14 protein-coding genes are annotated in these 22,759 nt (G+C 41.4%); 4 read left to right on the top strand and 10 right to left on the bottom strand.

The annotated features are described in order from the left end of the window. Positions 1-4 precede the first annotated feature (4 nt). From KZP23_RS10235 to tgt, 3 genes are all read right to left on the bottom strand, one after another. The gene (locus KZP23_RS10235; protein ID WP_226336509.1) at positions 5-1,078 is read right to left on the bottom strand and encodes an LptF/LptG family permease; all 1,074 of its coding nucleotides are present in this window, start codon (positions 1,076-1,078) and stop codon (positions 5-7) included. Between the two features lie 300 nt (positions 1,079-1,378). After that, a complete protein-coding gene (locus KZP23_RS10230) occupies positions 1,379-2,452 on the bottom strand; it encodes an LptF/LptG family permease (RefSeq protein ID WP_226336144.1) in 1,074 nt (357 codons plus the stop codon). Continuing rightward, positions 2,452-3,582, bottom strand: a complete 1,131-nt coding sequence (tgt, locus tag KZP23_RS10225; protein ID WP_226336143.1) for a tRNA guanosine(34) transglycosylase Tgt — start codon at positions 3,580-3,582, stop codon at positions 2,452-2,454. Before tgt ends, KZP23_RS10230 begins: the two co-directional genes overlap by 1 nt. A 133-nt stretch (positions 3,583-3,715) precedes the next feature. On the opposite strand from tgt, the gene KZP23_RS10220 reads away from it, so the two are divergent. From KZP23_RS10220 to KZP23_RS10205, 4 genes are all read left to right on the top strand, one after another. Further along, complete coding sequence (locus tag KZP23_RS10220) at positions 3,716-4,846, top strand: glycosyltransferase (protein WP_226336142.1); 1,131 nt, start codon at positions 3,716-3,718, stop codon at positions 4,844-4,846. Next, complete coding sequence (locus KZP23_RS10215) at positions 4,837-5,448, top strand: RNA polymerase sigma factor (protein ID WP_186757544.1); 612 nt, start codon at positions 4,837-4,839, stop codon at positions 5,446-5,448. Before KZP23_RS10220 ends, KZP23_RS10215 begins: the two co-directional genes overlap by 10 nt. A gap of 211 nt (positions 5,449-5,659) precedes the next feature. Next, a complete protein-coding gene (rsmG, locus tag KZP23_RS10210; RefSeq protein ID WP_226336141.1) occupies positions 5,660-6,304 on the top strand; it encodes a 16S rRNA (guanine(527)-N(7))-methyltransferase RsmG in 645 nt (214 codons plus the stop codon). A 199-nt stretch (positions 6,305-6,503) separates the two neighbouring features. After that, entirely contained in the window at positions 6,504-8,294 is a 1,791-nt protein-coding gene (locus KZP23_RS10205) for a glycoside hydrolase family 15 protein (RefSeq protein WP_226336140.1), read from the top strand. Between the two features lie 164 nt (positions 8,295-8,458). Here KZP23_RS10205 and KZP23_RS10200 read toward each other — a convergent pair whose 3' ends face one another. The 7 genes from KZP23_RS10200 to KZP23_RS10170 form a co-directional block, all read right to left on the bottom strand. Beyond that, entirely contained in the window at positions 8,459-9,751 is a 1,293-nt protein-coding gene (locus tag KZP23_RS10200) for an exo-beta-N-acetylmuramidase NamZ family protein (protein WP_226336139.1), read from the bottom strand. A 10-nt stretch (positions 9,752-9,761) separates the two neighbouring features. Next, a complete protein-coding gene (locus KZP23_RS10195; RefSeq protein WP_226336138.1) occupies positions 9,762-11,594 on the bottom strand; it encodes an outer membrane protein assembly factor BamB family protein in 1,833 nt (610 codons plus the stop codon). 29 nt (positions 11,595-11,623) lie between these two features. Continuing rightward, a complete protein-coding gene (locus KZP23_RS10190) occupies positions 11,624-14,578 on the bottom strand; it encodes a glycoside hydrolase family 3 N-terminal domain-containing protein (protein ID WP_226336137.1) in 2,955 nt (984 codons plus the stop codon). 242 nt (positions 14,579-14,820) lie between these two features. Continuing rightward, positions 14,821-16,599 (bottom strand): glycoside hydrolase family 9 protein, encoded by a 1,779-nt coding sequence (locus tag KZP23_RS10185; RefSeq protein WP_226336136.1) that lies wholly within the window; start codon positions 16,597-16,599, stop codon positions 14,821-14,823. Positions 16,600-16,601: 2 nt separating this feature from the next. Continuing rightward, positions 16,602-17,423, bottom strand: coding sequence for a polysaccharide deacetylase family protein (locus tag KZP23_RS10180; protein ID WP_226336135.1), 822 nt, complete (start codon positions 17,421-17,423; stop codon positions 16,602-16,604). 83 nt (positions 17,424-17,506) lie between these two features. Beyond that, positions 17,507-19,219, bottom strand: a complete 1,713-nt coding sequence (locus tag KZP23_RS10175; RefSeq protein ID WP_226336134.1) for a RagB/SusD family nutrient uptake outer membrane protein — start codon at positions 19,217-19,219, stop codon at positions 17,507-17,509. Between the two features lie 11 nt (positions 19,220-19,230). Next, entirely contained in the window at positions 19,231-22,482 is a 3,252-nt protein-coding gene (locus tag KZP23_RS10170; protein ID WP_226336133.1) for a SusC/RagA family TonB-linked outer membrane protein, read from the bottom strand. Positions 22,483-22,759 lie beyond the last annotated feature (277 nt).

The following is a 22,759-nucleotide window of genomic DNA, read 5'->3' as shown; positions in this document are numbered from 1 at the left end:
TGATTTATCTAGGAACTGTCTTATACATTACCAGTCCCGTTACCGCAAAAATAACATTTGGCAACCATACCGCAAACAAAGGATAGGAAGTACCCGCTTCAGCAAAAGTCCTCGACAGCAAAAACAAAATAATATAAATAAATGCCAGTAGAAAGCCCAGTGCAATCTTAAAACCCGAACCTCCCCTAATCTTTTTCGAAGAAACTATCACTCCAATAAAGGTCAAGATAATTGCTGCAAAAGGAGACATAAACCGAACATATCGCTCAATCTTATAAAAACTCAAATTATCTGCCCCACGATCCTCCAGCACCTTAATTTGTTTACTCAGTTCGGGAAGCGCCAAGGTTTCATGGTGATTTGAAGGAAGATCAAAATCTTCAGGAGTGATAGAAAGCACTGTATCCATTTTATCTCCCTCAGTGTATTTCTCCCCCATTTCATCCAACTCCCGAAGAGTCCATTTTCTAACCTCCCAAGCATTGGCAGTAGTATCCCACACAATGCTTTCTGCTGAAAGTTTTGACAAGAGCTCGCCGTCTTTGATATGCTCCAAAGTAAAAAAACGCCCAGTCTTTGTACTGGTATAATACCTTGAAATATAAGCATAAACTTCAGGAGCCACTTTTACATGGAAATTTTGATAATGGCTTTGACTGTCGTCTTTTAAGTACTCTCTTTTAAACTCATACACATCTGCAGTAGCTCCGGGCAGGACCCAACCATTCAACAGAAAACTGGATACTGCAATCAGAGATGCCCCCATAAAAAAAGGCAGCAACATCCGCATAAAGCTCACCCCACTGCTCAATATGGCCACGATCTCGGTTCTTCCTGCCATCCTCGAGGTAATGAAAATCACTGAGATAAAAACCGTAATCGGAGTAAGAAGATTATTCAAATAAAGCCCGTAATTGAATAAATACTCGAAGATTTCGGAAGCAGGCACCTCATTACGGATAAACTCATCATTCTTTTCGGTGAAGTCCAACACCAAAACAATCATGATCAGCATCAAAACCACAAAAAAGTAAGTTTTGAGAAAATCTTTTACAATAAGTTTATCCAGTAATTTCATCATAATCTTCTACTGACTTTACCCCTTCATTTTCATCCTAGCAAAGGTAAAACGTAAATAATAAATACTTATTAGTTGGTCAACTAAAAACCCCTTATTTACAGTCAAATCTCTCAATTAGGCCATTCTGAAAAATTACTCAAATACCTATCCCCTATTAGGATTGATAGGCAAAAAAATCATCCTCCATCTTCTTTGTCCTGTCCAATATTTCCTTCAAGGAAGAGAGCGGACCTTTTCTTGCTGTATAAATCGGCATCATACAAACGCACACCCAAAACAATCAATCCAACCTGTATTTTATCTAGGAACCGTCTTATACATCACCAGTCCCGTTGCCGCAAAAACAATATTAGGCAACCATACCGCAAACAAAGGATAGGAAGTGCCCGCTTCAGCAAAAGTCCTCGACAGCAAAAACAAAATAATATAAATAAATGCCAGTAGAAAGCCCAGTGCAATCTTAAAACCCGAACCTCCCCTAGTCTTTTTAGAAGAAACTATCACTCCTATAAAAGTCAGGATAATTGCTGCAAAAGGAGACATAAACCGAACATATCGCTCAATCTTATAAAAACTCACATTATCCGCACCACGATCCTCCAATACCTTGATTTGTTTACTGAGGTCTGGAAGGTTTAGCGTTTCATGATGATTGGGTGGAAGATCGAGATCTTCAGGAGTAATGGAAAGCACCGTATCCATTTGTTCTCCCACTGAATACTCCTCTCCCATTTCCTGCAGCTCTCTGAGTTTCCAGTTCCGTACCTCCCAAGCATTGGCCGCAGTGTCCCAAACTATCCTATCTGCAGACAACTTTGACAAAAGCTCTCCGTCTTTAATATGCTCCAAAGTAAAGGAATAGCCCGTTTTGGGCCCCGTATAATACCTGGAAATATAAGCATAAACATCTGGAGCCACTTTGACATGGAGGTTTTGATAATTGTACTGGCCATCATCTTTTAAGTACTCCCTTTTAAATTCATAAACCCCTGCTGTCGCTCCGGGCAGTACCCAACCATTCAACAAGAAACTGGCCACTGCAATCAAAGAAGCCCCCATCAAAAATGGTACCAGCATCCGCATAAAACTCACCCCACTGCTCAATATGGCCACAATCTCCGTTCTTCCTGCCATCCTCGAAGTAATGAAAATCACTGAGATAAAAACCGTAATCGGCGTAAGAAGGTTATTCAAGTACAGACCGTAATTAAACAGGTATTCCAGAATTTCCGCTGTGGGCACATCATTACGGATAAACTCATCATTCTTTTCGGTGAAATCTAACACCAAGACAATCATGATCAGCATCAAAACCACAAAAAAGTATGTTTTGAGAAAATCCTTTATAATAAGTTTATCCAGTAATTTCATTATAATCTTCTACTGACTTTTTTTACCATCATATCTTTCCAAACAGAAAACTCTCCAGACTTGATCTTTTCACGAGCTTCACCTACCAGCCAAAGGTAAAAACTCAAATTATGAATACTTGCAATTTGAGCAGCCAAAATCTCCTTACTGATGGTCAGGTGCCTCAAATAAGCCTTGGAATAAAAATTACTCACATAACTATTGATATTCGGATCGATAGGAGAAAAATCATCTTTCCACTTTTCATTCCTCATGTTCATGATCCCTTCTGAAGTAAACAACATGCCATTCCTTGCATTCCTTGTTGGCATCACACAATCAAACATATCCACGCCCAAGGCAATACACTCCAAAATATTGGCAGGAGTACCTACCCCCATCAAATACCTAGGCTTGTCCTTTGGTAAAATATCTGTCACCAACTCGGTCATCTCATACATCATCTCAGCAGGCTCTCCTACTGAAAGCCCTCCAATAGCATTACCATCCCTATCACAAGAAGCAATAAATTCAGCAGATTGCTTTCTTAGATCCTTATAGACACTTCCCTGCACTATAGGGAACAAAGTCTGGTTATAGCCATATTTCCCTTCCGTGCTATCTACTTGTTCTATACAACGCTTCAACCACCTATGGGTCATCTCCATGGATTCACGGGCATAACCATATTCGCAAGGGTAAGGAGTACACTCATCAAATGCCATGATGATATCTGCCCCAATAGACCTTTGGATATCCATCACATTTTCTGGCGTGAACTTATGTTTGGACCCATCTATATGGGACTTAAAGAGCACCCCTTCCTCAGTAATCTTCCTAGTGCCAGCCAAAGAAAAAACCTGATACCCGCCACTATCGGTAAGTATAGGTTTGCTCCAGCCATTGAACTTATGTAAACCACCTGCCTTTTCCAAGATATCCAGACCAGGCCTCAAATAAAGATGATAGGTATTTCCCAATATTATCTGTGCCTTGACATCATAGGTCAGTTCCCTTTGATGCACTGCCTTCACTGAGCCTGCTGTTCCCACTGGCATAAAGATCGGGGTCTGTATATCCCCATGATCTGTCTTCACCACACCTGCCCGGGCTTTACTCTTTTCGTCTTTATTTTCGAGAATGAATTTCATTTATTTTCTTTTTCAAACAAGATCAAAACGACCGTGTTATGATTTAGTTATCAAATCAAGCACAAAAATATAAGCTTATCCTTAAAAGAGTTGCTGTTTTTGATTTTATCTTTACGCTGTAACTAAACAACCCATGATCATCAATTTTCTGTGGCTCATTTTAGGAGCAGCAACATTAATCCAATTTATCTATCTAACTTTTGTGTATGGCAGGTTAAGCTTCTTTTACAAAGCAAAACCCAATCAAAACTTGCAGCAAAACCAAGAAGGAGTAAGCATCATTATTGCAGCCCGAAATGAAGAAGAAAACCTAAAAAAACTTATCCCCGAACTATTCAAACAAAACTACCCCCTATTTGAAGTACTGGTGGTCAATGACCGATCAAATGATGATTCACGTTTTTTGTTGGAAGGCCTGATGTCTGATTATCCCAGATTAAGAACGGTTACGGTCAATTATACTCCAGAACATGTCACACCAAAAAAATATGCCCTCACCCTGGGGATAAAAGTAGCCAAATATGATGTCCTTCTGCTTACCGATGCGGACTGCTGTCCTGTCTCGGAAAACTGGATCAGTCGAATGACCCAGCCTATCCGTAACGAAAACAAAATCTTTGCCCTGGGCTATGGGGGCTATGAAAAAGCAAAGGGTTTTCTCAATGCCCTTATCCAATACGAAACATGGTTTACCGCTATCCAATATTTCTCCTTTGCACTTTGGAAGGCCCCATTTATGGGCGTGGGAAGAAATTTGGCATACCGCAAGCATTTTTTTATGGATAAAAAAGCCTTCAAAGATCTGTGGAAGATCCTTGGGGGCGATGACGACCTCTATGTAAACAAATATGCGGGGAGAAAAAACACTTCAGTGGTCATCCATCCGGAAAGCATTACGCGGTCTATCCCCAAAAAGACATTTAAGGAATATTATATCCAGAAAAAGAGGCACTTTCAAACGGGGAAATACTATAAGACCACTGATAAAGCCAAAATAGGCATTTATGCAATTAGTCATTTGTTTTTTTGGACCGCGGCCATAGCTTTGTTGGGTATTGTTCGGCAATGGGAACCAATTGCCGTAATTATTAGTATTATAGTTATAAGGGCTATACTCCAGTTTTCCGCTATTAACGGTGCGATAAAGAAAATTGAAGGACATCAAAAAGTGTTCTGGACGATGTTTTTCGATTTAATGTATTTAAGTTATTTTTGGATTATTGGGGCAAAAGGTTACCTATCAAAAACAGTTAGATGGAAATAAACGAAAGAGGGTTCTCAGACAAAGCGCTAGAAGATTTTGACTTAATTGACAAAGCAGTAGATCAAAAAGACCAGCAAGCATATGCCACTTTAATGAAACGGTACAAGAAGGCCGTCTACTTCATGATCCTAAAAATGATCCGTGATGCAGATGACGCTGAAGACCTGACCATGGAAGCCTTTGCCAAAGCATTCCGTAACCTGCATAAATTCAAAAAGGATTATACTTTTAGCACCTGGCTTTTTAGGATCGCTACCAATAATACCATTGATTTTATCCGTAAGAAAAAACTCAAGACCATGAGCTTGAACAATACCCTTACAGATGATGGAGGAAACTCTGTTAATATCGACGTGGAAGATGATGACAACAACCCTCAAGATGAGTTCATCAAAAGCCAAAGGATCGAGATGGTCCGTATTTTCGTGGACAAACTCCCCGCCAAATACAGAAAACTGGTCAAGCTCAGGTATTTTGATGAGCTATCCTATGACGAAATTGCCCAAGAACTGGACAAACCTCTTGGCACGGTAAAAGCCCAATTGCACCGATCAAGGGAGTTATTATATGAAATTGCCCAAGGGAAGGATAAGCATATTTAGAGGCTAGACTGGAGATTTAAGACGTAACACGCTAGATAAAAGACAAAAGGCTGTTCTGGATTTGCAATCCAGAACAGCCTTTTCTATTACCTCTCTTGACTTAACCTTCCTGTCCATCCTTTTATCAGCTATTGCATGAGGCAATATTATCATCATTAGTGTGAAAGCCTTATCTTTGCCTAATTATAAGAGCAAATAACAAACAATGGCTATGAACCAGGAATTAGACCTGATTTTAAAATATTTCCCAGACCTATCGGACCGACAGAAAGAACAGTTTGCTGCATTGGGCGAGCTTTACCGGGATTGGAACCAAAAAATCAATGTAATCAGCCGAAAGGACATGGATTCCTTTTACATTCACCATGTACTTCACTCCTTGGGGATTGCAAAGGTCATGAATTTTGAACCAGGCACCTGGGTGCTGGACATTGGTACAGGCGGTGGTTTCCCCGGCATTCCCTTGGCCATACTCTTTCCTGACACCAATTTCCATTTGGTAGATTCCATTGGCAAAAAAATCACTGTGGTCAAGGATGTAGCCAAAAGTCTTAAACTAAGCAATGTAGAAGCCCAACAGGTCCGGGCTGAATCATTAGTGAGAAAATATGATTTTGTGGTTAGCAGGGCAGTAACCCGAATGGCCAATTTCTACCCTTGGGTAAAAGGAAAGTTTAAAAAAGAAGACTTCAACGAATTTCAAAATGGCATTCTCTACCTAAAAGGCGGAGAGGTAGATGAAGAAATGGAAGAACTGGACATTTCCTATGTCACCTACCATTTGGATGACTATTTCAAGGAAGACTTTTTCAAAACCAAAAAGGTGGTTTACGTTCCATTTGAAGGAAAAAGATAAAAATTTTAAGCCCCTGCCCATAGATTTATAATTTATGGGCAGTTTCATTTTTTTTATAAAACAAGCCGATTTCTTAAGCTATTTATTCACTATCGACGCAAAAAATGCCAAAATAGTGTTTTTCAACTTTCCATTTTTTATTATCTTCAAAGCTATTCCAGAATAGCCGCTCATTTTTTATACCATTCAACAATTGATTATGACTAAAACACATCATTACGGTACCGGACTAATCGGAAACTGTGCTTACATTGCCCACATTGAAAAAAACACCAATATTAGCTGGTTGTGTTTTCCAAGATTTGACAGTGATTTTATGTTTGGCAGCATGCTGGACAAAGAAAAAGGAGGTGAGTTCAATATACTTCCTGAAAGTGACAGCTATTCTTCCGAACAAGAATATTTGGAAAACACCAATATCCTGAGGACCACCATCAGTCTCGACAATGGAGAAGAAGCTTATTCGGTGACTGATTTTGCCCCAAGGTTCCATAATTTTGAACGATACCACAAACCCCTCATGGTGGTGAGAAAAGTGGTGCCCATCAAAGGAGAACCCAAAATCAAAATCAACTGTAAACCTGTAACGAACAGGGGGGAGAAAGTCTTGAAACCTTCCATGAGCAGTAATCATATTGAATACCTTGGCGGGGAACAACAAGTAAGACTTACTTCCAATTGCTCGGTAAACTATATCATAGAGGACAGAGCTTTTAGACTGCAGAGACCGATTTATCTGTTTTTCACCTATGGGCAACCACTGGAGGCTCCTGTAGAAAGCACCGCAGAAAGGTTCCTTCAAGCTACTACCCAATATTGGAGAGAATGGATCAAGTCCACCAGTATTCCCCACTTTTATCAGAAATTAGTTGTCCGCTCAGCCCTAGTTTTGAAGATCCACCAATTTGAGGATACTGGTGCCATCATCGCAGCCTCCACCACCAGTCTTCCCGAATCACCTGGCTCTACCCGAAACTGGGATTATAGGTACTGCTGGATCAGGGACAGTTATTATACTTTGAACGTCTTTAACTCCTTGGGACATTTCCAAGAATTGGAAAGGTATTTTGAATATATTCAAAACCTCCCCACTAATGCCAATGGCAGGTATCAGCCTCTATATTCAATTACTGGCTCGGCACTCTTGGAAGAAGAACTCAGTAGCCTATCCGGATACTTGGACAACCAGCCTGTTAGATTCGGCAACCAAGCCTATACCCATATCCAAAACGACCTTTATGGCCAGGTATTGGTAAGTTTATTACCACTGTATGCTGACAAGCGTTTTATTGAATCGGAAAAAAGCCACTCTGCTCCATTCATCAACAATCTTCTGGATAAAATCGAGGAAACCATGAATGAAAAAGATGCAGGCTTGTGGGAATTCAGAAATTTGGCCCAAGAACACTGCTATACCTTTATCTTCCATTGGGCAGGAAGCTGCGCAGCTATCAAAATAGCGGACAGATTAGGTAATGACAAAATGCGGAAAAAAGCAGAAGGACTGCGGCTAAAAGCCATAGAAAAGATCGAAGCCTGCTATGTACCGGAAATGAAAGCTTATTCTCAGGCCATAGGTACCAAAAACATGGATGCCAGCACCTTGCAATTGATTACCATGGGCTACTTTGGCAATGATATAGAACGTGCCAATAACCACCTAAAAATGTTGGAAAAAGACCTGCTGGCAAAAGACTATCTCTTCTACAGGTATAAGCATATGGATGATTTTGGTGTACCTGAAACCACTTTCCTGATCTGTGCTTTCTGGTATATTGAAGCACTGGCCTGTGTCAACAGGTTGGATGAAGCGGTAGAGGGTTTTGAAACACTTACCAAATACTGTAATCACCTACAGCTTTTCTCTGAAGATGTAGACCACGAAACAGGTTCCCAATGGGGCAATTTCCCTCAGGCTTATAGCCATGTAGGACTAATGAATGCCGCCTACCGAATTGGTCAAAAACTGGACAAACCTAACTTCTTATAAGCAAAAGAGGCCGTCTCATCAATCCACGTCATCACCAGCGAAGCGAAGTGATCTCCAAGTACTCAGATTGTACGTATGGAGAGATCACTTCTCTTCGCTATTGCTACAATTGCAATAAATTGGATCTTTGAGACAGCCTTTTATTTTTTATAAATACAAGCTTATTAATAAAGCAAATAACCTGACCTGACCTTTTTAAAATCATCCAAGCCCTCTGACCATTGTTGGATAATCTCCTCTGGACTTTCTCCATTTAATACTCCTTCCCTTACAGATGAAGTTTTCAATAGCCTGTCCATCCTTTCGGCTTTCCATTCCAGCTTTTCCGGGTATAATTCATACAAGGCTTTCATCATGTACACCCCTGCTTGGGCAGAAGCAAAATTGGTTCTATCCTCCACGGTTATAAGAGCACTTTCACACCTCTCTCCCAAAAACTTTGGCGGATAAATTTTTATCCCATCCACTATTTCTGCTGGAGTAAACTGACTAGGACGGAATGATACTCCTTCCAGTTCATAGCTATTAAGTTTATCCGCAAGGGCTTTTCCATCTACCCAAGTTGCACCGATATGCTCGAATGGATGCAATGTACCACGGGCTTCAGACATATTGGTACCTTCTAAAAGACAAGTCATGGGATATAAAGCTGCTGTCGTCAAGGTCAACATATTGGGTGATGGTTTGATCCAAGGAAGACCGGTCTCGTCATACCACTTTTCCCTTTCATAGTTTTTCATTTTCACTACTGTCAAATCGGCCTTTTTTAACCCATTCTTTGTTCTTTCTTCATTGAACATTTTTGCCAGCTCCCCTACAGTCATTCCATGGACAATAGGCAATTGATCCACACCCGTGACAGGTTCCTTTTGGTGTTCTCCCACCGGACCATCCACATAAACACCGCCTATTGCATTGGGCCTGTCCAAAACCAAATAAGGAATGTCATTTTCCGCTGCAGCTTCCAACACATGGTTCATCGTTGCGATATAAGTATAGAAACGTGCTCCGATATCCTGTATATCAAAAATAATCACATCTATCCCTTCTAGCATTTCAGTGCTTGGTTTTCTTACTTTCCCATACAATGAAATCACAGGCAATCCAGTACGACTATCCTTTCCATCTGACACATGGGTATCTTCTTCGCCACGAATGCCATGTTCTGGACCAAAAAGCAAGGTCAAATCCACTTGCTCATTTTCGTATAACATATCTACCAAATGCCTTCCATCAGGTAATACCCCGGTATGGTTGGTCACCAAGGCCACTTTCTTCCCCGATATAAAAGGAAAGTAATCCTCATCTAAAAGCCGTTCTGCACCAATGACTACCCTTGAAAACTCCTCTTCATCCAATGTGTCAACTGATTTCTTTGACTCATTTTTACAGGAAATCATTACCAGTCCAACAAGCAATACAAGGACAAACCTCGAAATCCAATTTTCTTTTTTCATAGCTACGCGATTAAAATTCTAAAAACTCTACTTTTCCGTCCATTGTTGCCACTACCAACGAATGACCATCAATTACGCTCACAGTATTGGCCATTGAATTGTCCACCTTATGAGCCCAGTTGATTTCCCTCAACTTAGGGTTGATGCTATAAACAGCACTGTTCTTTGTCCCAAAATACACATCACCTTCTTTTTCAATCAACATGGATGGCACGTGTTCATACCCGAAACCGCAATCCATCCGCCAAGCCAATTCGGCCTTCTCCTTACCCGTTTTAAAGGCTACAATTTCATCATTCATCGTCTTTCCATATACCCAATTACCATCTTCAGAAATCCCAATTGATTCTCTGACAGTTGCCTCATTGCTTCGCCAAAACTCCTCTCCATTCTCTGCATTGAGGGCAGTGATATAACGATCAGGAGCGACAATATAAACCACACCGTCATGAGCTACCGGAATACAACTGGCAGCAGAATACATTCTATTGGGAGAACCATTGGACCATTTCCAGCTTAAACTTCCATCTTTTTGGTCCAAGGCATAGAAATACTTATCCCAAGCGCCAAAATAAACTTTGCCATTGTACACCAAAGCCTTGCTAACTACTGGCCCGCCTAATCCCTCAAATGCCCAAATCTCTTTTCCGTCATTAGCATCCAATGCTCGGAACTGACCATCGCTGCCTCCAATATAAACCCTGCCATCCTCTATAACAGGAGAACCAAGCACAGAAGCCCCTGTTTTAGTCTTCCAAATGACCTGACCATCTTTCAAGCTCAATGCATAGACAAAACCATCCCCAGATCCAACTATGAGCTGTTTTCTATACTTTGCAGGTGAAGAAAATATCCCTCCACCTGTTTGAAAACTCCACTTCAGCTCACCAGTCAGGTTGGAAAGGGCTTCAACTTTTCCTAAGCTATTGCCATAAACCACCAAGTCATCAGTTACCAGTGGAGTGGAGATCACATTCGCATCACTATGATAGCTCCACCTTTTATTTACCCTTGGATAATCTTCATTAATACTGAAATCCGGCCTTTCAAAATTTTCATCCTCAAAAGTCCTAGCTCCCAATGCTACCTTCCTCCAAGGATCTAGGGTAGTTTGCCCAGGTGTCCTCTCGGAGAAATAAGCCATATCATCTTTGATTTCCACTATATTATAACCACCCACTTCGTCCTTTGCCCTGAGGTTTGACCTGCCCATTACCCCTGGTATTCCTTCAAAATCATAAGGCTTGTTACGGTGTCCATGACCGCAAATTGAAAATTGGGTATTATACTGCTTCAACCTATCTGTCAGTTCAAACCAATTGTCCAGGCTATTATCCAGAGGATAGTGATTCACATTAATAATTCGCTGATCTTTTGGAGTCGCCGCCAAAACTGAATCCATCCACACCACAGCATCTCTGGGGATATGACCATCAGACATCCTCACATAGGGTCCGGAAGCAGTTCCGATAAACTTGTACCCCTTATGCTCAAAAGCAAACTTATCATAACCAAACTCACGGATAAAACTCACTCCACCTGATTCAGACCAACCTGTATCATGGTTACCCGGTATGATATAAAATGGAACATTCAGTTGACTAATGATATCAAAAGCCATTTCAATCTCCGAATCCGTCCCCATTTCAGTGATGTCTCCAGTGAGCAGCACAAAATCAATTTCCTCCAAGCTGTTTATATCCTCAACAGTCAATCTCAAATCCTCACTCGGAATAGGATTGGCATCATTGATATGTGTATCTGTCACAAAAGCAAACTTGAAATTTTGGGCATAAACTGTCCCTAGCTGCATCACCAGAAGCAATGCCAGTAACTTTTTCATGATTTTCGACTTTATGGTTGTTCCTTATGCTATTTCTTCAAAGCCTGATAAACGACTTCCATCACATTGGTTCTGGTGTTTAGCTTATAAAGCTTGGTGTTTTCTCGTGTAGGATATACCCTGTTGGAAAGAAATATATAGACCAATTCGTTTTCTGGATCTACCCAAGCATAAGTACCTGTAAATCCAGTATGACCAAAACTGCTTTCAGGTGCGCTTGGCGCTGAATTTCCATTAGGATCTCCTGGCTTGGAAGGCCTGTTGAAACCAAGTGCCCTGAAATTATCAGGACAAAACTTACATTTACTATATTCACTTACCGTATTCCCCTTGATCAAAGTTTCACCCGCATAGGTACCATCATTCAGGTATAGCTGCATCAACTTGGCCAGGTCATTGGCATCACCAAATAGTCCTGCATGCCCACTGACACCTCCTAACATCGCTGCTCCTTCATCATGTACAGTGCCCGAAAGCAATTGCTTTCGGAACAAGCTATCATATTCTGTAGGGACAATTCGATCTGCAGGATAATCTTTATAGGGATTAAAAGTTAAAGTACTCGCTCCCAAGTGACTGTAAATCCCGTCTTTCAGATAAGACTCAAAATCTTCTCCAGTAATATTCTCTATCACCTTGGGTGCCAAAATAAATGACAGGTCACTATAAACATATTCCTTTTCAGGACTTACGGGAGAATTCATTATTTCCTTATAGATCTTATCCGCATACTTTCTGTGTATGTATAAGTTATCTGCCACTTTTATCGGGAACCTTTTGCTTTGATGGTCTTTAAATGTCGCCCATTTGAATTTCCCGCTTTTCTTTACCGTACTTTGCCAAAAAGCGATCCATGACTTCAATCCTGCTTGATGAGTCAGTATATCCGTATAAACCAAATCTTCTTTATTGCTTCCCTTGGCCATAGGCAAATAGGTTCCTAGGGTATTGTTCTCATCAAATTCCCCTTCACCTTTTAATTTCATTAAAGCGGCCAATGAAGTACTGATTTTAGTAACAGAAGCCATATCAAAAAGGTCATCATCACTTACCGGCACCTCTTTTTCATAGGTGTGGTAACCGAAAGAGTTATGGTAAAAAACTTTTCCCTCCTTGGCCACTAAAACGGTCGCTCCTGGAATGGCCTCTCCCTCAATAGCCTGATTGACCAAAGTTGCGATTCCTTGCAAATCTTTACTGTCAATCCCTACTGCTTCTGGCTCTACATAGGAAAACCTAAACCCTCCCTTAGTGGCCAGGCCATCGCCGATTTTAAAATGGGAAGAAATGCTTACAGGCAATTTGCCTTTGGCACCTACTCCTCCAAAAATAATCTGGGAAGCCACATCTTGGGTCAAATCTGATTCTTGGTAAGTGGCAATCAAGGCATCTGCATTTTCAATACCTTCAAATTTGTCCAAGCTGTAAACATTCCCAAACACACTGACAATAGTAGGGACTTCTTGGATCAGCTCTTTGAGAAATACATTCATCTCTGCTGTAATCCCAAAATTCTTCACACTGGCTTTCAAGCCCAAATTATGTACTCCTACTATAACTTTACTGTATTGCTCTAATTTCTTCTTCAATTCAATCAACTCCTCCAGACCAGCTTCTTTGGAAAGGAAGAACTCATCGGCCTCCACATATCGGGACAAGCCTTTTTGGAAGGCTGTTTCTTCCTCTGCTCCAATGGCCAAAAATGCCAGCTTCTCCTCTGCAAACCCCTTGATAGGCAATACTTCCTCATTATTCCTAAGCAAAGTGATGGAAGCCTCCACCAGCCTTCTATTGAGGTTTTGGGCTTTTGAACTGTTGATATCCTCAAAAACATTTTCCATCTCTACAGGTTCCCACTTACCTAATCCCAGCCAAGCTTTGGCCTTTAACACCTTCATCACCCTACGGTCAATTTCTTCTTGGGTAATCTCTCCATTTTCAATGGCTTTCTTAACTTCACTTATGGTGGTTTTCACATCCATGGTGTTCAGCAACATGTCATTACCTGCCAGCAGTGCCTTCACATCCACAATCCCTGGAGGGTAAAACTTCGCCACTCCCTGCATATTCAAAGCATCTGTAAACACCAATCCCTCATAACCAATTTCTCCTTTGAGCAAGTCGCTTACAATTGGCTTGGAAAGTGTAGAGGCCAAATTAGGCGTATCATCCAAAACAGGAATATTCATATGAGCGACCATTACACTACCCAATCCATTTTTCATGAGTTTTATGAAAGGATATAATTCTACTTCCTCTAGTCTCTCCCTTGAAAAGCTGATCAATGGCAATCCATAATGGGAATCCACATTGGTATCCCCATGACCTGGAAAGTGCTTTGCATTGGCCAAGACATGCTCATCCTGCATCCCTTTCATATAAGCCATGGCTTTGGAGGTCACATTTTCCTTGTCTTCTCCAAATGACCTGAATCCAATTACAGGATTGTTTGCATTATTATTGATATCTACCACTGGGGCAAAATTCACATTGACACCAATACGTTTGGCTTGCCGAGCGATCTCCCCTCCCATCTCATAAATCAAACTTTCATCCTCTATTCCACCTAAAGCCATCTGATAGGGAAAACTCATGGTACTGTCCAAACGCATCCCCAAGCCCCACTCGGCATCAATGCTAATCATCATGGGAACCTTGCTTATCTTTTGATAGCGATTGGTCATACTTGCTTGCCTACCAGGCCCTCCTTGAAAAAATATCAAGCCACCTACTTTATATTTCTCCACTAAACTGGCTATGGAATCCTCATGCTCCTTGTCTCTATTGGAATACACTGGAATCATGATCAGCTGTGAAATTCTTTCTTCAGGACTCATAGTCTGAAAAACCGAGTCGGCCCAATGACTTTCTTGCTTTAAAAAAGGGATTTTGGAAGCGACTGAATCCTGCTGAGCCGTAGCCTGCAAGCCAATTCCAGCAAACAACATCCCCATCAATCCTCTTTTTAGTAAATTGTATTTCATTTTATAATCAGTTAACTATTTCCTTTATAATTATCCCTCAACTCTACCTGGTGGTTAGACAGGTTCGCTCGGGAGGATAAAGCGCCTATCTTTATCAAATGACACCTTCGTATCAACTTAAATGAAATTGAAGGGTTTTACTGAACACCAATTATAAATCCCTCTGAGCGCCTCTTACCATGTCACCCTGAGCGCCCGCCTTCCGGAGGATAGGGAGTCGAAGGGCGACATGACCACTCACGCTATCTATTCCAGTGGGTCATCATCAATATAGCTCCTGCAGTTCCATCCATTGTGGGTTCGTTACTGCTATAATCTCCAATATCATCATGATAGACCACATGTTCATTTTGAAAAGCGGCAAACTTATCTGGCTCCTCCAAATGCAATCCAATCAAACTATCATAAATGGAGCGATATATGGGACCGTCCACCAAACCTCCCGGCACTTCCAAACCCAACAAAATATAAAGACTGGTATGTACTTTTTCAGGGAACTCCCCATCACTAGGAATACCTGAAAACATAGAAGTTCCCCAAGGATTTCTTCCAAACAGCCAATCCCTTTGCTTGGCCAGGTAAGCACTGAATTGTTGGTCCCCACTCATTTTTTCATATAATATTATTTGGGTAATTAACCCGGTCATTAAATTGTTGGAACACCAGATAAAGGGCACCCCAACTTGAAAAGGGTTTTTATTGGCCCTTTGCAAAGTGTATTTTATTCCCGCTAGATAATAATTTTCCAATTCCTTTTTAAAAGGCTCCTCGACCAAATCATGTAGCACAAAATGGCCCATATTAATAAAAGGATATAGTCGATAATGATCCGTAGAATCTACCACTGTCCAGGAATCAGCTGTATTACTTTTCAAGGCATAGGCTTTTGCCTGTTCCAAATATTCATCTTTTTTGGTAGTCTTATAAAGTTCCGCTGCTCCCCATTCCATATCATCTGCCCAAGTGGATTCATTATAACGATATGGGGCTGAATAGGAATTTCCTTGCTGGTAACCTTCCTTCTCTCTCCCTAAAGCATATAAGCTTAGGGCAGCCTGCTTACATTTTTCTGCAAAAACTGGGTCTTCCAAATCTTCCTTCCAGATCCTAGCCGCCAATGCCATTGCTGCAGCACACCTGCCCGCCAAATTGGCTACTCCTGTGGCCTCACTTTTATATTTTTGTAGTCCTTGAGGTTTACCAGTGGCAAAGTATACTGGCCTGTAACTGTTTGCCCCCCAACCGTAATCTGAATTGTCCTTATCCGGGATTTTGAATCCCTTATGGTCACGGTCATCAGCAACCTGATGATATAGTTGATCTGCTGCAGGGTGCATCTTCAAGATCCAATCCAATCCCCATTTTGCTTCATCCAATACATCTGGGATTCCATTTTTACCAGCCTGCCCCAAAGCATTAAATTGATCATCAAATCTTTCTGGATACATCTCATAGGCGATTAACATATGCGCAGTGGCATAGCTGGATGTTATCAGGTATTTAAGTTGGTCACCGGCATCATGCCATCCACCACTTACATCCACATAACTACTGTCTGGCAATGGCCCGTAAAAAGACCTGCCATCTCTTTGGTGACAAACCATGTCCAAGATAGGGTTATAACCACACCTTTGCTGACGCATAAATTCCAACAAGCTTTCTTGATGATTTCCGTAGGCATCACCTATGCTAAAAACGGTCGAACTTGCTCCACTTTTCTTTGCTTGTATCCTATATTCTCCCTTTACCTCTATCTCAGAAAAATCAAGTGTATAGTAATACTCAAATTCCCCCCAACTCTCTGCATTGTTTCTTTCCGCCTTTAATTGTAAAACCACATCACCCTCTTCATTGTCTACCAGCTCAAATTTTTCACGAACGGGGCTTTTGCTAAATACCACTGCTGATTTGGTATCCTCAGTTAAGTACCCTAGTTGATTGATACGGATATGTATATCTACCTCCTTTTCTTGGAGAATCAAGAGGTTTAACATCAATAGATTTAGTAATAAACTCAGCATGGCTATTTATAGATTTTTGGTGACCTCAATAGTTGATCAATCTTGACAAATTGATACCCCTTACTTTGTAATTGTTCCAACAGCACGGGAAGCAAATCATAAAATTTATCCTTTCTTTTCGGGCCAACACCAACATGCATTAACAGGATAAACCCATTCAGTCCTTCCTCCTCTTCATAACTTATAATACTCTTAAAAATCTCCTTACTACTGAGATAATTGGACATACCTGGATGGGTGTAATCAGCATTTGACCTTGTCCCTGGACTAAAGTTAATCAATTGTAAATTTAATTCTTTGGTCCATTTGCTAATGGTATCATTATACCATTCGTAAGGAGGCAAATAGTAGGGGGACTCTTGAAGAGCTATCCCTTTTTTGGACATTTCATGATAATTGTCCTTAATATCTTTTATAAATACAGCCTCGTCTATGAGCAAGCTGTCCCTATCTATCCAATCACAATAAAGGAGGTGCTGATCAGAATGGGCTCCCAAATAGTGTTTTTGATGATTAATCTTTTTGATCAGGTGCTGGAAGTCCGGGTTACGGTAAAAATCTCCCGTAAAGAAAAATGAAGCCTTCACATGATATTCAGCCAAGGTATTCAGAATTTCCGTTCCGCCCTCAGCATATTCATGGCCGGTAAATACCAAAGCAATTTGCTTTTGGCTTTGATCCCCCCGGATAATGGCCCCATGGGAATAAATGAAATTATTTTCAGACTGCGCCAATATAAGGTTAGCAAAAAGTAAACAAGGAAGTAAGAAAACAAGATTCCTTCTCCATAAGCCATTACCATATAAGCTTTTAGCTACTTCCATATCTAGTAAAAATCTGAAAAATGCCCCTCTTTTCATAACAAAAAGAAGGGCATACCAAACAAACATTCTAACAAATCAGTATTTTACTCTTCCCATCCGGGGTTCTGTTCCAAGGTCACTCCATGCTCATCATAAAGGGTAATCTGATCCAAAGGCACTGGATCAAGATAGACTTTTGGATCTTCAAATCTCCTTTGGGAAGCGGCAGCAGTAGAAGGAATGATATATCCTGTTTCACCCTCAGTAAGGGTCACACTACTCTGTAGGCCAGGGTAGTCCGCTTTATCTATCCAAGCGCCTCTGTTGATATTTTCATTGGCCTCTGTATCTGTGTATTCTAGCTTCTTCCAACGTTTCAAGTCATCCAAGCGGAACCCCTCCATCATCAGTTCTACTCTCCGCTCTCTTCTGATTTCCCAAATAATTGAAGGCACACTTGGGTCCCGAGATGGATCGTCATATGCTACTCCGTTTACAGCAGGCTCCATACCTAATAGCATTAGATGAGGCATTCCCACACCTGGACGGTCTCTTAATTCATTAATAGACATGTCTAAATCTGCTTGGGTCAATGCTGGTCCACCAACAGTCGCCAATTCAGCTACTGCTTCTGCATAATTCATCAATACTTCCCCGTACCTCAATACTGGAGAATCAGTATAGTTCAGATTAGAGCTTCCTTCTGGCTCATCCTTGATTTCTTCATTCAAAAACTTGAGCGTGGCATAGCCGGTAGTGCTATAATTAGGCAAAATACCATTTAATCTCAGCTCATCGGAAACCAAGGTTCCATAGATCCTTCCGTCTCTATTGGCCATCACATTCTCAATACCTCTGTCACCCTGATAATTTGGAGAAAGGCCTATTGGCAAACCATCATTGGCCAAATATGCCTCCACGGCATCCTTGGATACACCTGTTTGCGGCTCTTTATTATTATAACTGTTAAGGGCATGGGTAATCAAACCTGGCTCATAGTGTCTATAAAGGATCACCTCAGGATTGCTGGACAAATTTAGAGAGGTAAAGACTTCTCTATAATCCCCTAAAGAATAATTTCCCCCAGCCATCAATTCATTTGAAGCCCATTTGGCAGCTTCGAGATATGATTTTGCTTTTTCATTATTTCCCTCATGGTATTTTTGCCAAGTTCCTTCGAAAAGCATAATACGGGACATTAAAGCCAATACCACATCCCGGTTTACGGTCAATCCACTTGTACCATCGTTCTGACGAACATTATCAGCAGCAAACTGAAGGTCAGCGAGCACATTGTCCATTACTAGATCTCTTGGATCACGGGGCTTATACAACATGGCTTCATCACTTTCGTTCAGCTCCTCATCATACCAAGGCACGTCTCCAAACTGCTTCACCAAATCATGGTACTCCAAAGCCCTAAAGAACCTGGCCACGCCAGACCAATGATTGATAGCCTCTTCCTCCATAGGAACAGTTTGTATTCTTTGCAAGTAGATATTGGCCTTCCTTACCCAGGCAAATGTCCAATAAGAACTTGTTGCAGCAGTAGGGACATTTTGTCTAAACTGTGCCGGACTGCTAGGGCCAAAGTCATCATTCAAGCTTTGCCCAGAGAAAAATTTCCCCCAAGCATAACCAGAGCCATAACCACTGAAATAGGCCGTATAAAATCCATAGGAAAAACTCCTTACATTGTCCTCACTGGTCCAATAAGTTTCATCTGTGAGTTGATCCAATGGTGGCTTTTCTAGAAAGTCATCACAACTCACCAAGGTAAAAACAGCGACTAATATGCTTAATATTCTAATTTTCATGATTCCGCTTTTTATAGTGTTATCTGTAAACCAAAAGATACATTTCTACTATAAGGGTACACCCTACCGAATGTATTCGAATCGTTTAAACCTGCACTGGTATAATCCACTTCTGGGTCAATTGGCAAATCAAGATTATCAAATTCAAATAGGTTCTCCCCACTGAAATAAACCCTTACTTTGTCAATATTCAGTTTACCTATCAGAGACTGAGGCAAAGAATAACCAATGGTGATATTCTTCATCCTCATATAGGACATGTCCAAAAGGTATCTCGTCTGTCTCAGGAAGTTCTTGCTATTGCTGGATTGTCCTTGATTGGTAGGTCTAGGGTAGAAGGCATCCGGGTTCTCAGGTGACCAGTAGTCCAATTGATGTGCAAACCATGCTTCACCAGGTCTATAACCCGGCACAAAGATTGGCCCGTTTGCCCAGTAATCACGCTTACCCACACCTTGGATAAAGAAGTTGAAATCAATTCCCTTATAGTCACCACCTAGTCTAAAACCATACTGGTACCTTGGTGTGGAATTTCCAATCACCTTCAAGTCTCCATGATCTTCCACCGTATTGGAACCATAAGTGATTTCACCGTCACCATCCAGATCCTTGTATTTCACATCTCCTGGGCCATAGAAGAACCAACCACTTTCAAAGAGGGACTGGGAAGGAATACCTTCCTTCATCACGTATTTCCCATTTTCCAACAGTAAATCCCCATTGCCATCTTTTACAAAATCATCCTCTGTAAACAATCGATCCGTTTCATATCCCCAAATTTCACCCAGGGTCCTGCCTACTCTGTTGGAATAAATGCTCTTATTATCGGCAAACTCTGTGATACGCTCTTTGAAGTCAGACAGCATGGCCGTTGCATTAAGGTTTAGGCCATTTCCAAAGGAATGGCTATAATCGATGGCCAATTCCCAACCCGTAGTTTCCAGTTCACCCAAATTTTGCTTGGTAGCCCCTGTTCCATAGGAAGCCGGAAGCACCTCTCCTGCACTGTGCATATCACTGGTGGTTCTTCTGTACCAGTCAAAAGTCAAACCTAACTTATCCTGGAAGAATCTGGCATCAAAGCCATAATCCAAGGTGGTCACAGTCTCCCATGTCAAAGAAGAAGGCAAAGCGCCAGGTGTCCCAAAAGTCAATTGGTTATCACTGCCATTTAACCATCCCGAAGAATAAGACCCCATGATTCTATAGATATCACTTAGATAGGCATTTTGATTACCAATAGCCCCCCAAGATGCCCTTAATTTCAAGAAGGACATCACATTGGTTACTGGCTCCATAAAGGGTTCTTCTGTGATGACGTATCCTGCAGACATAGAAGGGAAGAATGCCCATCTTGCAGTTGGTGACAATCTGGAAGAACCATCATAACGGCCGTTCAATTCCAGAAAATACTTTTCTTTATAGTTATAGTTGATCCTACTGAAGGCCCCCATCGTGGCCCATTGGTTTCTAGAGCCGCCTACAAACTGATCACCGGACGCCAAGTCAAGCTCTCCTCTATCCAAATCCATCAAATCCCTTCTTTGAGAACTGTGATACCAATATTCATAAGACTCTATATCACCGCCTGCCATGAATTTGAAGGCGTGGTCTCCAAACTGCTTATCATAGGTGGCGAATAATTTACCTACATTCCTATTGCTCCATGAAGAACCATAAATCACCCTATTATAGGATGCACTTGAATAAGGCGCATACTCCAAATTGGCTCCAGTAGACCAAAAATTATATGCAGAAACCACTCCTCCAGTTTGGTGATCGTGGAAATTATTTGAATCAAATGTGTAATTGGCATTAATGGCCAAGCCTTTTACAGGACGAATGGTCGTGCCAAGGTTTATCCTGCTCAAAGAGGTGGTTTGTTCATTCATTTTTGCTTGGGAAACCTCCGTCACAGCACTTCTGAACGGATAACCTTCATAAGTTCCGTATGGATAGGTTTTTGGCCATCTGAACAGATAATACCAAGGATCGTATGTTTCACTGCTAAAATAGAATGGTCTTGTAAACTGGGTCTTACTGTAAAGCACTTTACCTCTTACTTCCATCCAATCCGTCACATCGGTATTGACACTTAGGTCCAAAGAATAACGGTTAAACTCATCTGGATTTACTTTTAACACTCCGTTTTGTCCAAGATAACCTACCCCTAAACGATAAGTTGTCTTGTCAGTTCCTCCAGCAACAGACAGGTCATGCTTTTGCTGTGGCGTACTTTCCCTCATAAACATATCCCCGGCATCCCAAGGACGGTAAAAGAACAACCTGCCATCTCGGATTTCAAAATCCCTACCTAAAACCATTTCATTCCCTAAATTCTGACCGCCATATTGCTGCTCCCACTCTCTCATTTTCTGAATGCCCTCTTCATCAAAGTACATTCCCACGACACCAAATACGTTAGTGGAAGGATTGGTTCTTTGTAAAGCTTTAAAGGCCATTTCTGCACCTTCAGCCGCTGGTGCTATAACAGGAGTTTTGGTAGGTGTTGCCCATGAAAAGTTATTGGAATAATTGATCTTGGGCGCTTCACCTTTTTCACCCGTTTTGGTAGTAATCAAGATCACCCCCCAGGCACCTCTGGAACCATAAATGGAAGCAGATGCGGCATCCTTCAACACAGAAATAGACTCAATATCCTCAGGGTTGATCATCTGGAGGTTGGGCACTTCCACATTGTCCACCAAGATCAAAGGCTGGGCACCACCTGAATTACTCAAAGTCCCGGTCATACCTCTCAATCTAATTTGCGGATTCTGGCCAATCTGTCCACTTGGAGTGGTAATGGTCAGGCCAGGGGTGGTCCCCTGTAAACCTCTACCCACATCGGTGATCGGTCTTGATTCAAGTACTTCCGTATCCACAGTGGCTACCGCACCTGTAAGATCACTTCTTTTTTGGGTTCCGTAACCTACGACAACCACTTCCTGGAGGGATTTGGCCTCAGCCGCTAGGGCAACATTTATTGTTCCAGCTCCCGTAACAGTTTGTTCCTGGGATATCATCCCAATAAAACTAAAAACCAGTACATCACCCTGATCTACTTCAATTTTATACTTACCGTCAATGTCCGATGAGACACCTTTGGTAGTTCCTTTGACCAAGATGCTTACTCCCGGCAAAGTTGTCCCATCATCAGCACTTGTTACTGTACCAGTGACATTGACTGTCTGGGCCAGTACCTGAAAATGGAACAGGAGAAAACAAATCGCTCCCAAAGAACAGCGTAAAAGTTTTTTCATGTTTAACATTTTTTGATTATTAGTTAAGTGAATTATTTTCCCAAAAGGACTGAAAAGCGATGGTTATTACCATGCTTTTGGGTTTATCGTCAATTGGCCACTGCTTTTCATCTCTATTGGTTCCTCAAATTTTTTCATAAAATCGAAGCATTCCATCCCTGAAAACAGGGATATTATCAAATCACCATTAATCCAAAAGTGCTTAACACCCCACTTTTGACCACAAAAAAAGGCCATGAAGCAATACCTTCATGACCTTTTATCCGGGGAGCTTAGC

It is taken from the genome of Echinicola marina, assembly GCF_020463795.1.
Classification (GTDB): domain Bacteria; phylum Bacteroidota; class Bacteroidia; order Cytophagales; family Cyclobacteriaceae; genus Echinicola; species Echinicola marina.
Note: the sequence above shows the minus strand (reverse complement) of the source record. Positions and strands in the feature narration are given on the sequence as shown.

Excerpts from the sequence above, each read along its gene's own strand:
- KZP23_RS10235 (WP_226336509.1), bottom strand. The coding sequence starts at position 1,078 with ATGAAATTACTGGATAAACTTATTGTAAAAGATTTTCTCAAAACTTAC.
- KZP23_RS10230 (WP_226336144.1), bottom strand. The coding sequence starts at position 2,452 with ATGAAATTACTGGATAAACTTATTATAAAGGATTTTCTCAAAACATAC.
- tgt (WP_226336143.1), bottom strand. The coding sequence starts at position 3,582 with ATGAAATTCATTCTCGAAAATAAAGACGAAAAGAGTAAAGCCCGGGCA.
- KZP23_RS10220 (WP_226336142.1), top strand. The coding sequence starts at position 3,716 with ATGATCATCAATTTTCTGTGGCTCATTTTAGGAGCAGCAACATTAATC.
- KZP23_RS10215 (WP_186757544.1), top strand. The coding sequence starts at position 4,837 with ATGGAAATAAACGAAAGAGGGTTCTCAGACAAAGCGCTAGAAGATTTT.
- rsmG (WP_226336141.1), top strand. The coding sequence starts at position 5,660 with ATGAACCAGGAATTAGACCTGATTTTAAAATATTTCCCAGACCTATCG.
- KZP23_RS10205 (WP_226336140.1), top strand. The coding sequence starts at position 6,504 with ATGACTAAAACACATCATTACGGTACCGGACTAATCGGAAACTGTGCT.
- KZP23_RS10200 (WP_226336139.1), bottom strand. The coding sequence starts at position 9,751 with ATGAAAAAAGAAAATTGGATTTCGAGGTTTGTCCTTGTATTGCTTGTT.
- KZP23_RS10195 (WP_226336138.1), bottom strand. The coding sequence starts at position 11,594 with ATGAAAAAGTTACTGGCATTGCTTCTGGTGATGCAGCTAGGGACAGTT.
- KZP23_RS10190 (WP_226336137.1), bottom strand. The coding sequence starts at position 14,578 with ATGAAATACAATTTACTAAAAAGAGGATTGATGGGGATGTTGTTTGCT.
- KZP23_RS10185 (WP_226336136.1), bottom strand. The coding sequence starts at position 16,599 with ATGCTGAGTTTATTACTAAATCTATTGATGTTAAACCTCTTGATTCTC.
- KZP23_RS10180 (WP_226336135.1), bottom strand. The coding sequence starts at position 17,423 with ATGGAAGTAGCTAAAAGCTTATATGGTAATGGCTTATGGAGAAGGAAT.
- KZP23_RS10175 (WP_226336134.1), bottom strand. The coding sequence starts at position 19,219 with ATGAAAATTAGAATATTAAGCATATTAGTCGCTGTTTTTACCTTGGTG.
- KZP23_RS10170 (WP_226336133.1), bottom strand. The coding sequence starts at position 22,482 with ATGAAAAAACTTTTACGCTGTTCTTTGGGAGCGATTTGTTTTCTCCTG.